General features: G+C 56.9%; 11 protein-coding genes. 9 read left to right on the forward strand and 2 right to left on the reverse strand.

Annotated features, from left to right (window positions below; all coding sequences use genetic code 11):
- Positions 1–270: 270 nt before the first annotated feature.
- Complete coding sequence (gene putA / locus LZ634_RS15430) at positions 271–4,233, reverse strand: trifunctional transcriptional regulator/proline dehydrogenase/L-glutamate gamma-semialdehyde dehydrogenase (protein ID WP_234506867.1); 3,963 nt, start codon at positions 4,231–4,233, stop codon at positions 271–273.
- Between the two features lie 432 nt (positions 4,234–4,665).
- Here putA and putP point away from each other — a divergent pair, with 432 nt between their 5' ends.
- The 9 genes from putP to LZ634_RS15475 all read left to right on the forward strand — a co-directional run bounded on the left by putP (position 4,666) and on the right by LZ634_RS15475 (position 15,603).
- Positions 4,666–6,174: a sodium/proline symporter PutP gene (gene putP, locus LZ634_RS15435; protein WP_234506869.1), complete on the forward strand. Its 1,509-nt coding sequence runs from the start codon at positions 4,666–4,668 to the stop codon at positions 6,172–6,174.
- Between the two features lie 815 nt (positions 6,175–6,989).
- Complete coding sequence (efeU, locus tag LZ634_RS15440; protein ID WP_052285605.1) at positions 6,990–7,823, forward strand: iron uptake transporter permease EfeU; 834 nt, start codon at positions 6,990–6,992, stop codon at positions 7,821–7,823.
- A 51-nt stretch (positions 7,824–7,874) separates the two neighbouring features.
- Positions 7,875–9,002, forward strand: a complete 1,128-nt coding sequence (gene efeO, locus LZ634_RS15445) for an iron uptake system protein EfeO (RefSeq protein ID WP_234506871.1) — start codon at positions 7,875–7,877, stop codon at positions 9,000–9,002.
- A 5-nt stretch (positions 9,003–9,007) separates the two neighbouring features.
- A complete protein-coding gene (gene efeB / locus LZ634_RS15450) occupies positions 9,008–10,288 on the forward strand; it encodes an iron uptake transporter deferrochelatase/peroxidase subunit (RefSeq protein WP_234506873.1) in 1,281 nt (426 codons plus the stop codon).
- 525 nt (positions 10,289–10,813) lie between these two features.
- Positions 10,814–11,602: a phosphate starvation-inducible protein PhoH gene (gene phoH / locus LZ634_RS15455; RefSeq protein ID WP_234506875.1), complete on the forward strand. Its 789-nt coding sequence runs from the start codon at positions 10,814–10,816 to the stop codon at positions 11,600–11,602.
- Positions 11,603–11,887: 285 nt separating this feature from the next.
- Positions 11,888–13,111: an SfnB family sulfur acquisition oxidoreductase gene (locus tag LZ634_RS15460; RefSeq protein WP_234506877.1), complete on the forward strand. Its 1,224-nt coding sequence runs from the start codon at positions 11,888–11,890 to the stop codon at positions 13,109–13,111.
- A gap of 9 nt (positions 13,112–13,120) precedes the next feature.
- Entirely contained in the window at positions 13,121–13,786 is a 666-nt protein-coding gene (locus LZ634_RS15465) for a methionine ABC transporter permease (protein WP_234506885.1), read from the forward strand.
- A 21-nt stretch (positions 13,787–13,807) separates the two neighbouring features.
- On the forward strand, positions 13,808–14,581 hold the full coding sequence (locus LZ634_RS15470; protein ID WP_234506879.1) for a MetQ/NlpA family ABC transporter substrate-binding protein: 774 nt from the start codon (positions 13,808–13,810) through the stop codon (positions 14,579–14,581).
- An 11-nt stretch (positions 14,582–14,592) separates the two neighbouring features.
- Positions 14,593–15,603, forward strand: a complete 1,011-nt coding sequence (locus LZ634_RS15475; protein WP_234506881.1) for a methionine ABC transporter ATP-binding protein — start codon at positions 14,593–14,595, stop codon at positions 15,601–15,603.
- 237 nt (positions 15,604–15,840) lie between these two features.
- Here the strand turns inward: LZ634_RS15475 and LZ634_RS15480 are convergent.
- Positions 15,841–16,070 (reverse strand): hypothetical protein (locus tag LZ634_RS15480; RefSeq protein ID WP_234506883.1); only part of this gene is annotated, 230 nt, incomplete at its 5' end.

Here is a 16,070-nt window from a genome sequence, read left to right on the forward strand (position 1 = left end):
GGGGGTGCGGGCGCGGTTTTACAGGGATGTTACCCCGCGCCCGACCCGGAAGCCGGAAGGCATAAGCTGAGGGAACCGCGAAGCGGCGATTCTGCCGCCAGAGCCTGGGGGTGCAGGGGGCGGCGGCGATTGGCCGCCCCTTGCGCGCTCCTTGCGCCACTCAGGTTATAGGGCATGAGATAAACAAGGAGCGCAAACGGCGACAAAGTTGAATGTAATCCCGCTGAACTACCCAACATTATGCAAATGCCGGTCTGTTAGCGGCCTAACTTAACCAATAGTCATCAGACTGGCGTTACCGCCTGCCGCCGCGGTATTCACACTCAGCGAACGCTCGTGATACAGACGCTCAAGCAGCAGGTTAGTTTCCCCGCGCGCAAAGCCCTGCACCGACACGATAGCGCCATCGCGCGCGGCTACCAGTTCACACAGTTCGCGAAGCTGATCGGAGTCGCCATGGTAGATAACCGCATCGAAGAAGGCGTTCATCAAGGCGTCAGGCTTGGCAAAATGCAGACGCTCGGTCACCGCTTTTGGCAGTGATTTCGCCAGCTCACGCTGCAATGGTGCATCGGTCCACAGCACTTCACTGCCCACCGCCAGCACGCCAGCCAGCTGCGTCAGCAGATCCATCTCGTTATCGGCAACGCACAGCACGCGCTCACGCGGTACCAGCGTCCAGGTGTTGCGCTCGCCGGTTGGCCCCGGCAGCACGCGCTGGGTACCAGCCTGCGCCAGTTCGCTGTATTGCTTGCTGAGTGCGAGCAGTTCCGGACGGTTTGCCAGCCAGCCCTGCAGCTCGGTCAGCGGTTTCTCCAGCAGCGTTTTCAGCTGAGTATCAACAACCTGACCGGCGTCCTGACGCGCCAGGGTGGTCGCCAGCGCCGTTTCCGGGCGGCTTGCCAGCAGACGGTACAGGTACATCGGGCCGCCGGCTTTCGGGCCGGTACCAGAGAGACCTTCGCCACCGAACGGCTGCACGCCAACCACGGCACCGACCATATTGCGGTTCACGTACAGGTTGCCCACTTTAGCGCTACCGGTTACATGGGCGATGGTTTCGTCGATACGGGTATGTACACCCAGCGTCAGGCCATAGCCGGAGTCATTGATCTGGCCGATCAGCGCATCGAGCTGGTTACGGCTGTAGCGCACCACGTGCAGTACCGGGCCGAAGACCTCTTTTTTCAGCTCGTCGAAGCTTTCCAGCTCGATCAGCGTTGGCGGAATAAAGGTACCACTCTGCCATTCGCGGCTATCGTCGGCGTTTTCACGCGCGGCCTGGAAGACCTTACGGCCTTTGGCGCGCATCGCCTGGATGTGATTCTCAATACCGGCTTTGGCTTCGGCGTCGATAACCGGCCCGATGTCGGTCGTCAGACGGCCCGGGTTGCCCATCCGGCATTCGGCCATCGCGCCGCGCAGCATGGTCAGCGTGTGATCGGCAATGTCATCCTGCAGACACAGAACGCGCAGCGCCGAGCAGCGCTGTCCGGCGCTATCGAAGGCGGAAGCCACCACATCTACCACCACCTGCTCGGTGAGCGCCGAGGAGTCAACGATCATGGCGTTCATCCCACCGGTTTCGGCGATAAGCGGCGTTGGGCGGCCCTGCGCATCGAGACGGGTGGCGATATTACGCTGGAGCAGGGTGGCGACATCGGTTGAACCGGTGAACATCACGCCGCGAACGCGGTTATCGGCGGTCAACTGCGCACCGACGGTTTCACCGCGGCCCGGCAGCAGCTGTACCACGCCCGGCGGTACGCCGGCTTCCTGCAGCAGCGCGATACCCTGCGCGGCGATAAGCGGTGTCTGCTCGGCCGGTTTTGCCAGCACGCTGTTGCCAGCGGCGAGAGCGGCGGCAATCTGGCCCATAAAGATCGCCAGCGGGAAGTTCCACGGGCTGATACACACGACCGGGCCCAGCGGACGGTGGGTTTCGTTATCAAAATCATCGCGGACCTGACCTGCATAGTAGTGCAGGAAATCAACGGCTTCGCGGACTTCGGCGATGGCGTTGCTGAAGGTTTTCCCGGCTTCACGCACCAGAATCCCCATGAGCGGTTGCATCTGATCTTCCATCAGAATCGCAGCGCGTTCGAGGATCGCGGCGCGTTCCTGCGGCGGCGTTGCAAACCAGATTGGCGCGTTGTTGACCGCGCTTTCCAGCGCCTGTTCTACTTCGCTTTGTGTGGCTTCACGCACATAGCCGACGACATCTTTCGGCTCTGCCGGATTAATCACCGCGTCCATATTGCCGTCGGCGACCGGATGCTCAAGCATCGGTTTCGCGGACCATTTCTGCAGTGCGCTGTTGAGCAGCGAAGAAGAGAGCGAGGCCAGGCGGTGTTCGTTGGCCAGATCCAGACCGGCGGAGTTCACGCGGCCGCTGCCGTACAGATCGCGCGGTAGCGGAATTTTCGGGTGTGGCAGACCGGCAGCACCTTCCTGCAGGGCCATTTTTTCAACCGCCAGAACCGGGTCAGCAACCAGTTCGTCCAGCGGCAGGCTGCTGTCGGCGATACGGTTAACGAACGAGGTGTTGGCACCGTTTTCCAGCAGACGACGCACCAGATAAGCCAGCAGGGTTTCGTGAGTGCCGACCGGCGCATAGATACGGCACGGACGATTCAGTTTGCCATCGGCCACTTTACCAACCACCTGCTCATACAGCGGTTCACCCATGCCGTGCAGGCACTGGAACTCGTACTGACCCGGGTAGTAGTTTTGCCCCGCCAACTGATAAATCGCCGCCAGCGTATGGGCGTTATGGGTGGCGAACTGCGGGTAGATAAGGCTTGGCACGCCCAGCAGCTTTTTGGCACAGGCCAGGTAGGAGACGTCGGTGTACACCTTACGGGTATAGACCGGGTAGCCTTCAAGGCCGTCCATCTGCGCACGTTTAATTTCGCTATCCCAGTACGCGCCTTTCACCAGACGGATCATCAGGCGGCGACGGCTGCGGGTGGCAAGATCAATCAGATAATCAATGACGAACGGGCAGCGTTTCTGGTAGGCCTGAATAACAAAGCCGATACCGTTCCAGCCCGCCAACTCCGGCTCAAAGCACAGTTTTTCCAGCAGATCGAGGGAGATCTCCAGACGATCAGCCTCTTCGGCGTCAATGTTAATGCCGATATCGTACTGGCGCGCCAGCAGGGTCAGCGACTTCAGGCGCGGGTACAACTCTTCCATCACCCGGTCATACTGCGCGCGGCTGTAGCGCGGATGCAGGGCAGACAGTTTGATAGAGATCCCCGGGCCTTCATAGATGCCGCGACCGTTAGATGCTTTACCAATGGCGTGAATCGCCTGCTGATAAGAGACCATATAGGCCTGAGCATCGGCGGCGGTCAGCGCGGCTTCGCCCAGCATGTCGTAGGAGTAGCGGAAGCCTTTATCTTCGAGCTTACGGGCGTTGGCCAGCGCTTCGGCGATGGTTTCGCCAGTGACGAACTGTTCGCCCATCAGGCGCATCGCCATGTCCACGCCTTTGCGTACCAGCGGCTCACCGCTCTTACCGATAATCCGGTTCAGTGAACGCGACAAGCTGGTTTCATTGTGGGTGGAGACCAGTTTGCCGGTAAACAGCAGGCCCCAGGTGGCGGCATTGACGAACAGCGACGGGCTGCGGCCAATGTGCGACTGCCAGTTACCGTTGCTGATTTTGTCGCGGATTAACGCATCGCGGGTGGCTTTGTCCGGAATACGCAGCAGCGCTTCCGCCAGGCACATCAGCGCCACGCCTTCCTGTGAGGAGAGGGAGAACTCTTGCAGCAGGCTCTGCACCATCCCGGCACGGCCGCTGGCGGTTTTCTGGTTACGCAGTTTTTCGGCCAGCGTCCAGGCCAGCTGGTGCGCCTGTTCAGCAATCGGCTGCGGCAGGCGTGCCTGTTCCATCATCATCGGTACGGCGTCGGTTTCGCTACGACGCCAGGCTGCTGTTATCGCGGCGCGGGTGACGGATTGCGGCAGGATCTGTTCGGCGAATTCGAGGAACGGCTGATGATTTTCTTCGGCCGCAGGGGCGGCTTCGTCGCTCTCATTGGCTGCACCGGAGAGCAGAGCAGGCAGTTCCGGCAGGGTTTCGTTGTTTTCTAACTTTTCCAGATAATTAAAAATTGCCTGCTTGATGAGCCAGTGAGGGGTGCGGTCAATTCGTGTCGCCGCGCTCTTAATGCGCTCACGGGTTGCGTCATCCAGCTTAACACCCATGGTGGTGGTGCCCATGCCATCTACTCCTGTTGCTTGGTTATCTTATTAATTGCGTAACAGGAATATCTATCATGTTGCAACTTTGTGCAACCGTGTTAAATGTGACCCCCGTTGCAGGGTTAAAAATGAATTGAATGTTAATGGCAAAACTTATGATAAGTGCGTCTGTACGCTCTCCGGAAAGCGTTATTTTATGCGCTACTTAACACTTATTCGTGGTGCAACCAGAAAAAGCGTGAGAGAGTGCAACCTATAGAAAAATGCTCTGATCGCAGTGATGCATTCGATGTAAATGCAGTGTTAAATCATTTGTGAAAAAATTCAGCTTCCGTCAGGATACGGTCGCCTCAAATTATTGCCCCGTTCCGGCAATGATAAAAACGGCAAACTGGGATATTGCCGATAAATAAGAGCCTATCGGGATAGGTTCAAATTCTGGAGACTGTAATGACTATTAGCACACCGATGTTGGTGACCTTTCTTGTTTATATTTTTGGCATGATCCTCATTGGCTTTTTCGCCTGGCGTAACACCAAAAACTTTGATGATTATATTCTTGGCGGCCGTAGTTTAGGGCCCTTCGTGACCGCGCTGTCTGCTGGTGCTTCTGATATGAGCGGCTGGCTGCTGATGGGTTTGCCGGGAGCGATTTTCATCGCCGGTATTTCAGAAAGCTGGATTGCCATCGGTCTGACCGCTGGCGCGTGGATCAACTGGAAATTGGTAGCCGGGCGTCTGCGCGTGCACACCGAAGCCAACAATAACGCCTTAACGCTGCCGGACTATTTTACCGGCCGCTTTGAAGATAATAGCCGCGTGCTGCGTATTATCTCGGCGCTGGTTATTTTGCTGTTCTTCACCATTTACTGCGCGTCCGGCATCGTAGCGGGGGCGCGTCTGTTTGAAAGCACCTTCGGCATGAGCTACGAAACGGCGCTGTGGGCCGGTGCCGCCGCGACCATTCTGTACACCTTTATCGGCGGTTTCCTCGCGGTAAGCTGGACCGACACCGTGCAGGCCAGCCTGATGATTTTCGCGCTGATCCTGACGCCGGTTATGGTTATTTTTGCCGTCGGCGGCATGGGGGATTCGCTGGAAGTCATTAAGCAAAAGAGCATCGAAAATATCGATATGCTTAAAGGGCTGAACTTCGTCGCCATTATTTCCCTGATGGGCTGGGGTCTGGGCTACTTCGGTCAGCCGCATATCCTGGCACGCTTTATGGCGGCAGATTCCCACCACAGCATCGTCCACGCGCGCCGCATCAGCATGACCTGGATGATCCTCTGCCTCGCCGGTGCGGTGGCGGTAGGCTTCTTCGGGATTGCCTATTTCCAGAACAACCCAGCGGTTGCAGGCCCGGTGAGTCAGAACGCCGAGCGCGTGTTTATCGAGCTGGCGCAGATTCTGTTTAACCCATGGATTGCCGGTATCCTGCTGTCCGCGATTCTGGCGGCGGTGATGTCGACCTTAAGCTGCCAGCTGCTGGTGTGCTCAAGCGCGATTACCGAAGATCTGTACAAAGCGTTTCTGCGTAAAAACGCCAGCCAGAAAGAGCTGGTGTGGGTAGGGCGCTTTATGGTGCTGGTGGTGGCGCTGGTCTCCATTGCGCTGGCGGCAAACCCAGAAAACCGCGTGCTGGGCCTGGTAAGCTACGCATGGGCTGGCTTCGGTGCGGCGTTTGGACCGGTGGTGCTGTTCTCGGTGATGTGGTCACGTATGACCCGCAACGGGGCGCTGGCGGGGATGATTATCGGTGCACTGACCGTGATTATCTGGAAACAGTTCGCCTGGCTGGGACTGTATGAAATCATCCCGGGCTTTATCTTCGGCAGCATCGGGATTGTGGTGTTCAGCCTGCTGGGCAAGGCGCCATCGGCCAGTATGCAGGAGCGTTTTGCTAAAGCGGATGCGCATTATCACTCGGCACCGCCGTCGCGTTTACAGGAAGAATAAGCTCAAGCCCGCTGAGGGCGTAATGCTGGTTAGTTAAGTACAAAATTCCGTTCACTTTATGTTTGCAGAAGATGAAACACCTGCACCCGTGAACGGGCTAAGGGGGGCGCCGCGCCCCCCTTTGCAATCCCCGCGGCCCCGCAGCGAAATCGGTGCTTCGCACTACGTTCGCCTGCGAACTCCAGCCTGCGGCACGGCGAAACTCGACCTCCTGTCTCGGTTCGCCTCAGTCCGCCATCCCTGGCGGTCTGACCTTGTCTTCCATTCTCCGGCTCACCGATTTCAAGCGGGGACTCATCGGTTCCAGCGACTTCGATTTTTGCTTTTAGCGAAAAGACTACAGCGGCATGGGTGGCGTCTGAATCGCCGAGGCGTTGCCTGGAGGCCGGGGCAGCCCACAGGGATGTGGGCTGAGGGCGCGGCTTTACAGGGATGTTACCTCGCGCCCGACCCGAAAGCCGGAAGGCATAAGCTGAGGGNNGGGGGGGGGGGGGGGTGGCCCCCCCCCCCCCGCGCTCCCTGCGCCATTCAGGTTATAGGGCATGAGATAAACAAGGAGCGCAACCGGCTGCAAATCTGAACGGAATGGGGTGCCTAACTGACCAGCATTACGCTGAGTGCGGGCTTTTTTAGGCTCGGCGTAATAGCCTGATATTGATAATCATCGCAACTATTTATTCGCTATCCTTTTACATCTCGTCATTATTTCCCACACATTTCACTTGTGTTTCTTTTTGGCTTAATGATAATCACTATCACTCACATTTACCTGTCTTTGCAAAAGTTGACGGCGTTTCACATTTAAGGATGTCTGCATGTTTGTTCCTTTTCTCATTATGTTGCGAGAAGGGCTGGAAGCGGCGCTGATTGTCAGCCTGATTGCCAGCTATTTGAAACGCACTCAACGCGGTCGCTGGATTGGCGTTATGTGGATTGGCGTGATCCTCGCCGCCGCGCTGTGCTTGGGTCTGGGCATCTTCATTAACGAAACCACCGGCGAATTCCCGCAAAAAGAGCAGGAGCTGTTTGAAGGCCTGGTGGCGGTTATCGCCGTGGTTATCCTCACGTGGATGGTGTTCTGGATGCGTAAGGTCTCCCGCAACGTCAAACAGCAGCTGGAGCAGGCAGTGGATAACGCGCTGCAAAAGGGCAATAACCACGGCTGGGCGCTGATAATGATGGTCTTTTTCGCCGTGGCGCGTGAAGGGCTGGAGTCGGTATTTTTCCTGCTGGCGGCATTCCAGCAGGATCTCGGTATCTGGCCGCCGCTGGGGGCGATTCTTGGCCTTGCCACGGCCATCGTGCTGGGCTTCTTGCTGTACTGGGGCGGTATCCGCTTAAACCTCGGCGTCTTCTTCCGCTGGACTAGCCTGTTTATTCTGCTGGTGGCGGCAGGTCTGGCGGCGGGGGCAATTCGCGCCTTCCACGAAGCCGGGCTGTGGAACGCTTTCCAGGATGTCGCCTTCGACCTGAGCGGCACCCTGACGACGCATTCGCTTTTCGGCACGCTGCTGGAAGGCATCTTTGGTTATCAGGAAGCGCCGAGCGTCAGCGAAGTGGCGGTCTATTTCCTGTATCTGATTCCTGCGCTGGTGCTGTTCTTCTGGCCACCGCGGGCAACGACATCAACATCACGTATCGCCCCATAAGGCTGATAACGGTTGCTTAGTGACTACAAACTTTATTGAAAGGGATGGAACATGACCAAAAACTTCCGCCGCAGCGCGTTGCAGACGGGCATTGCCGCACTCTTCTCGACCGCGTTTATGGCACAGGCTGCCGATATTCCGCAGGTTAAAGTAACGGTAAACGACAAACAGTGTGAACCGATGTCCATCACCGTTAACGCCGGTAAAACGCAGTTCATTATCCAGAACCACAGCCAGAAAGCGCTGGAGTGGGAGATCCTCAAAGGGGTGATGGTGGTGGAAGAGCGTGAAAACATCGCGCCGGGCTTCACCCAGAAGATGACCGCTAACCTGCAGCCGGGTGAATACGACATGACCTGCGGCCTGCTGACCAACCCGAAAGGCAAGCTGATTGTTAAAGGCAAAGCCACCGAAGATGCGGCAAAAGCCAATGCGCTGCTGGATCTCGGCACTGCCATTACTGCCTATAAAGCCTACGTGACCGCCGAAACCGCCGAACTGGTAAAAGGCACCAAAGCCTTTACCGACGCGGTAAAAGCCGGCGATATCGAGAAAGCCAAATCGCTGTACGCGCCAACCCGTCAACACTACGAGCGTATTGAACCGATTGCGGAACTGTTCTCTGACCTTGACGGCAGCATCGACGCCCGTGAAGACGACTACGAGCAGAAAGCGGCGGATCCGAAATTCACCGGTTTCCACCGTCTGGAAAAAGCGCTGTTTGGCGACAACAGCGTCAAAGGCATGGAGCACTATGCTGACCAGCTCAATACCGATGTGCTGGAGCTGCAAAAACGCATCAGCGAGCTGGCGTTCCCACCATCAAAAGTGGTGGGCGGCGCGGCTGGCCTGATTGAAGAAGTGGCGGCGAGCAAAATCAGCGGTGAAGAAGACCGCTACAGCCACACCGACCTGTGGGACTTCCAGGCCAACATCGATGGCGCGCAGAAGATTGTTGACCTGCTGCGTCCACAGCTGCAAAAAGAAAACAGCGCGCTGCTGGCGAAAGTCGATACCAACTTCAAGAAAGTTGACGCGATTCTGGCGAAATACCGCACCAAAGACGGGTATGAAACCTACGACAAACTGACCGACGCTGACCGCAATGCGCTGAAAGGGCCGATCACCACACTGGCGGAAGATCTGGCGCAGCTGCGTGGGATCCTGGGTCTGGACTAAGCACCATGGCAAAGCAGCATATTGACGACCTGAATGAACCTTCGCGTCGTCGGTTATTAAAAGGGATCGGCGCGCTGGGAGGCGCGCTGGCGATTTCCGGCGGGTGCCCGATGGCGCATGCGGCAAAGAGCAGCGATGCGCCTGCCGCAACCGCCAACAGCCGGATGGAAACGCAGCCATTTTACGGCGTCCATCAGGCCGGCGTGCTCACGCCCCAGCAGGCATCAATGATGCTGGTGGCGTTTGACGTGCTGGCGGGGGATAAGGCCGAACTGGAACGTCTGTTTCGCTTGTTGACCGCGCGCATTGCGTTTCTGACCACCGGAGGCCCGGCGCCGGATACGCCCAATCCGCGCCTGCCACCGATGGATTCCGGTATTCTCGGGGCCTATATCGCGCCGGATAACCTGACCATGACGCTCTCCGTCGGTCATTCGCTGTTTGATACGCGCTTTGGACTTGCCGATAAGGCACCGAAAAAGCTGCAAAAAATGACGCGTTTTCCCAACGATTCATTGGATGCCGCCCTGTGTCACGGCGATCTGATGCTGCAGATTTGCGCCAATACCCAGGATACGGTGATTCACGCCCTGCGCGATATCATCAAGCACACGCCGGATTTACTCAGCGTGCGCTGGAAACGGGAAGGGTTTATCTCCGACCACGCGGCGCGCAGCAAGGGCAAAGAGACGCCGATCAACCTGCTGGGCTTTAAAGACGGCACCGCTAACCCCGACGGCAGTAACAAAACGTTGATGGACGAGGTGGTGTGGGTCACCGGCGAGCAGGGTGAACCAGCGTGGGCGCTGGGCGGCTCGTACCAGGCGGTACGCATTATTCAGTTCCACGTCGAGTTCTGGGATCGCACCCCGCTTAAAGAGCAGCAGACCATTTTTGGTCGCGATAAGCACAGCGGTGCGCCGCTGGGGATGAAGCTTGAGCACGATGTGCCGGACTACAGTCGCGACCCGGAAGGGGACGTGATTGCATTGGATAGCCATATTCGTCTGGCTAACCCGCGCACCAAAGAGACCGAGTCCAGCCTGATGATGCGCCGTGGCTACAGCTATTCGCTTGGCGTGACCAACTCCGGTCAGCTCGACATGGGGCTGCTGTTCGTTTGCTATCAGCATGACCTTGAAAAAGGCTTCCTGACGGTGCAGAAACGGCTCAATGGTGAAGCGCTGGAGGAGTACGTGAAGCCGATTGGCGGCGGGTATTTCTTCGTGCTGCCAGGCGCGGCGTCTGAAAAGGCCTATTTGGGTAGCACGCTGTTGGAAGCGTGAGTATGTTCCCGGCGGCGCTGCGCCGCCGGGAATTGCCAACACTTAAGAATATCGCCAGAAATCAGCACTTTTTTTTCATTTCTCCCCGTATTGACATAAAACTGCCACATAAGTGTCAGATGCTATCTCTACGAACTATCGTTATATTTATGTAAATTTTATGTTGCATAATTTGCGCTCTATGGTGTAAATAATAAGTAGAGCGGTAGTTCCCGACAGTGATGTAGTTTCACTATGGAGATCGCGAATGGTAGCGTCCTTGATTGGACTAAGCAGTACCTCAACCCGCACCATCCAGCGCGGAGGCCCCATCTCCGGCAGCGATTTCGTCACCCCAATTTTTCCCCCATGCAGAATTCAACTTGTAGTAAACGATGCCATGTCTGGTGCGCGTAGCCGTGCATTGGCATCATTTCGGCAGGCAGTTGCTATGGCTTACAAGGAAGCCAAACCTCAGACGTTCGTGCGCATAATCGTGCTGCTCTTAGCGCGTGTGATGTAAACCAACAACTCAAGGTGCTATCCATGGGAAGACAGAAAGCAGTGATCAAAGCTCATCGCGAAGCAAAACGTGTGCTGAGACGTGATTCACGCAGCCACAAACAACGTGAAGAAGAATCGGTCACCTCGCTTGTGCAGATGAGTGGCGTGGAAGCGATAGGCATGGCGCGGGACAGCCGCGACCACTCGCCAATTACTCCGCGTAATGAAGCTCAGGCCCATTATCTGAATGCTATCGAAAGTAAGCAGCTGATCTTCGCGACAGGCGAAGCGGGCTGTGGCAAAACCTGGATCAGCGCAGCGAAAGCTGCGGAGGCGTTGATACACAAGGATGTTAATAAAATCATCGTTACGCGTCCCGTTCTTCAGGCTGATGAAGACCTGGGATTCCTGCCCGGAGACATTTCGGAGAAATTCGCCCCGTATTTCCGTCCCGTCTATGACGTGCTGGTGAAACGCCTGGGCTCCTCCTTTATGCAATATTGCCTACGCCCTGAAATCGGTAAGGTAGAGATCGCGCCGTTCGCCTATATGCGCGGACGTACCTTTGAAAATGCAGTGGTCATTCTTGATGAGGCGCAGAATGTCACCGCGTCGCAAATGAAGATGTTTTTAACCCGCCTCGGGGAGAACGTCACGGTCATCGTCAACGGCGATATCACCCAGTGTGATTTACCGCGCGGCGTTCAGTCTGGCCTAAGCGATGCGATGGCCCGCTTTGAAGAAGATGAGATGATAGGGATTGTGCGTTTTACCAAAGACGACTGCGTACGCTCGGCGCTCTGCCAACGCACGCTGAATGCCTATTACTAAGCGTTATCACCTCTGCAAAGCCCGGGAAACCGGGCTTTGTTGTTTCTGGCTGTTGTAAATGCAACAGCCTGCTGCCTCAGTTGTTGTATTTCATACTGGCCGTCGCTCCTCATTAACCCTAACGTATTGAAAAATAACACGCATAAAGCTGGCATAAACCTTGCTATCAACACATATAACCTAATGGGTTAAAGAAGTGATAATTCATTCCATAAATAGATATGAATAAATATCAGATGGATACCTGCAATTGATTGTACGGATAACGTGAAAAGAGACGATGCTATGCCAGTAAACCAGGACGCTCCAGATTACACACAACACGCGCCTCATGCCCACCGCATTACCAGCGATGAGGAGGCCATCAGTATTGCCCATGAGATTGCCGCGTTTCTGCAGACCGGCGCTTCTGAACGCGACCTGAGCGGTACCGTACCGCCGGAAGTGGTCAACACCTACTCCAATAGTGGTCTGTGGGGGATTACCGTACCTCGCCAGTTTGGTGGGGCAGAAGTGTCGGCGGCAACCCTCGCGGCGGTGATTGCCATTATCTCGGCTGCGGACCCGGCGCTGGGGCAAATCCCGCAAAACCACTACTGCCTGCTGGAAGATATTCGTTTGCAGGGCAGTGCGGAACAGCAGCAGTTTTTCTTTGAACTGGCGCTGGCCGGTCATCGCTTTGCCAACGCGCTGTCGGAGACCGGCGGCAAGACGGTGCAGGATATTCAAACCCGGCTAACCAAAACCGCCGATGGCCTGCGAATCAATGGCCGTAAAGGCTATTGCACCGGTTCGCTGTATGCCCACTGGCTGGGTGTGCTGGCGCTGGATGAGGATGGGCGCGCCCAGCTCGCGTTTGTCCCCCGTCATTCTCCGGGGCTGACGGTGGTCAACGATTGGGCCTGCATAGGGCAGCGCACCACCTCCAGCGGCACGGTGCTGGTGGAGAATTTGCCGGTTGAGGCGTTCAACTTGATCCCCAGCTGGAAATCGTATGACACCCCGACGCTCGCCGGACCGTTTGCGCAGCTCACCACCGCGGCTATCGACGCCGGGATTGCCCGCGCGGCCCTCAATGACACGGTCAGCTTTGTGAATCAGTTTGCCCGCCCGTGGATTGATGCCGGCGTGGAACGGGCAGGCGATGATCCGCTGACCATTTATCAGATTGGCGCGCTCGACAGCAAACTGGCCGCCGCCGATGCGCTGCTGGAGCAGGCGGGTAAAGTGTTGGACCGCTACAAGCATGATCTCAGCGAAGAGACGGTGGCGCTGGCTTCTGTCGCCGTGGCGCGCGCCAAAATCTTTACCACCGAAGCCGCTCTGGAGGCATCGACACGGCTGTTTGAATTGGGCGGCACTCGCTCAACGCATCCGCGCTACAACTTTGACCGCCACTGGCGTAATGGCCGCGTCCATACGCTGCATGATCCAGTACGCTGGAAATACCACCTGCTCGGCAACTGGGTACTGAACGGCAAACGTCCTGCGCGTCACGACTGGAATTAAGGAAAGATGATGCTCGCATTTCTTGCCGGAATTGACTGGGGCGACGTGGCGGAGGCCGGGGTGGATACCGTCACCATGCTGGGTTGGGCGCTGGGGTTTACGGTGCTCATTGGGCTACCGCTGGGAGTGATTCTGTACCTGACGGGGCAGCCGCGTCTGCTGCATGCGCCGCTGCTGCACCGGGTACTTTCGCTGCTGGTTAACGTGATGCGCTCTCTGCCATTCATCATCCTGCTGATTGTGATGATCCCGGTGACCACCCTGATTACCGGTACGTCTTTAGGCGTGCAGGGCACCATTCCGCCGCTGGTGGCGGGCTGTGCGCCGTTTTTTGCCCGTCTGGTTGAAACCTCGCTGCGCGAGGTGGATCACGGACTGGTTGAGGCCAGCTGGGCCATGGGTGGCAGTACCTGGCAGCTTATCTGGTACACCCTGCTGCCGGAGTCGCGTTCCGGGCTGATTGCGGCGGTAACGGTGACGGCCATTGTGCTGGTGGACTACACCTCGATGGCCGGGGTGATTGGCGGCGGTGGGTTAGGGGACCTGGCCATCCGTTTTGGCTATCAACGCTTCCAGACTGATGTCATGGCGGTCACGGTGGTGCTGCTGATTGCGCTGGTGCAGGTTTTACAAATGAGCGGCGACCGTCTGGTGCGCCGAATGAGCCGTAAATAAGAATATCAACAGGATAAAACGATGAAAAAAACTGTGATTGCCGGGCTGCTGGCGCTGTTTTCTCTTTCCGCCGTTGCCAATGAAACGCTGGTGGTGGGCGCGACGCCGGTTCCCCATGCCGAAATTCTTGAGTTTGTGAAACCGGTGCTGGCGAAAGAGGGGGTCGATCTCAAGGTTAAGGTCTTTAACGACTTTATCCAGCCTAACCAGCAGCTGGCGGAGAAGAATCTTGATGCTAACTACTATCAATATCGCCCGTTCCTTGATGATTATAACAAGACGCGACACACCAATCTGGTGCCGGTCGTGGGCGTGCACATTGAGCCATTTGGTGCCTATTCGACCAAATATAAAAGCATCAAAGATCTTCCGGATGGCGCGACGATTGCGATCCCCAACGATCCGGTGAATACCGGGCGCGCGTTGGTGCTGCTAGCCGAAGCCGGGCTGATTACGCTGAAGAACCCGCAAGATCCGCAGTCGGCGGAAAAGGACATTACCGGTAATCCGCATCACTTCAAGATTCGCCCGCTGGAAGGGGCGATGCTGGCACGCGCGGTGAGTCAGGTCGATCTGGCGTTTATTTTCGCCAACTACGCGCTGGAAGCAGGCATTGATACCGACAAGGCGCTGATTGTGGAAAAAGGCAAAAGTCTGTACGTCGAATATCTAGTGGCGCGCCCGGACAATATTAACGACCCTGGCATTCAGAAGCTGGCAAAGGCGCTGAATTCTGACGCGGTGCGCCAGTTTATCCTGACCCGCTATCAGGGAAAAATTGTCCCTGGTTTTTAGGAGCAAAATCGATGACCCAGCATCCTCACATTCGGCTTAACGGCATCAGTAAAGCGTATCCCAATGGTGTTCAGGCGTTGCAGGACATCAGCCTGGATATTCAGGCCGGTGAGATTTTTGGCATTATTGGCCGCAGCGGTGCGGGGAAATCGACCCTGCTGCGCCTGTTTAATCGTCTGGAGAATGCCGATTGCGGCGAGATCGCGATTAATGGCGTGACAATAGGCGGCGGAGGAAAGGGGCAACTGCGTGATTTGCGCCGCCGGGTGGCGATGATATTTCAGCATTTCAATCTGATGGCGACCAAAACGGTGGCTGAGAACGTGGAGCTGCCGCTACGGATGGCGGGTATTCCCGCCGCCGAGCGCCGTCGCCGCGTCGATGATATTTTGCGGCTGGTGGGGCTGGAGTCGTTACGCGATAGCTGGCCTTCCCGGCTTTCTGGGGGACAAAAACAGCGTACCGGCATTGCGCGGGCATTGGTGACTCAGCCGGAAATTTTGCTCTGCGATGAAGCCACTTCCGCGCTTGATCCGGAAAATACGCTGGCAGTGCTGAGCTTGCTTAAAGAGATTAACCAACGCCTGGGGCTGACGATTATCCTGATTACCCATGAAATGGATGTGATCCGCACGCTGTGCGATAAGGTGGCGGTGCTGGAAAAAGGCCAGATCGTTGAGCAGGGTGCAGTGTGGCAGGTGTTTGGCGATCCTCAGCATGAAGTCACCCACGGGATGCTGGGCACGTTACATCACGGGCGAGCGGAGAATGCGGAACTGCTGAGCGAAGGGCAGCAACTGGTAACGCTGCATTTTAACGGCGCAAATGGTCTTGAGCCGAATCTGCGGGATATTGCTGGCGTGCTGGGCGGGCGGAGCAGGCTTGTTTATAGCAGCTGTGAGCCTATTCAAGGACGCGTAGTCGGGCAGTTAAAAATCCGCATTGATGCGCCGCTGACGGCGGAACGACTGCGGCTGGCCGAACAGGTGGCAGATAGGATTGCGGTGCAGGGCGTAGCGTGACTACGTCAGTTCAAAGACAGAGCAATAGGTTTTTGTGGGGTAGTTAAGTGGTAGGACGTTTAGTTTTCCAGCCGGCAGCGCTCCTTGTCCATCACATATCCTTTAACCTGAGCGGCGCAAGGAGTGCGCAGGGGGCGGCAGAATCGCCGCTACGCGGTTTCCCTCAGCTTATGACTTCCGGACTCCAGGCAACGCTTCGGCGATTCAGATGCCACCCATGCCGCTGTAACGTTTCAGTTAAAAACAAACGCGAATGCCGCTGAAACCGATGAGTCCCCGCTTGAAATTGGTGAGCCGGAGAAAGGAAGACAAGGTCAGGCCGCCAGGGATGGCGGACTGAGGCGAACCGAGACAGGAGGTCGAGTTTCGCCGTGCCGCAGGCTGGAGTTCGGAGGCGAACGCAGTGCGAAGCACCGATTTCACCGCGGGGCCGCGGGGATTGCAAAGGGGGGCGCGGCGCCCCCCTT

Source organism: Kluyvera intermedia (assembly GCF_021440345.1).
GTDB classification, from domain to species: domain Bacteria; phylum Pseudomonadota; class Gammaproteobacteria; order Enterobacterales; family Enterobacteriaceae; genus Kluyvera; species Kluyvera intermedia_A.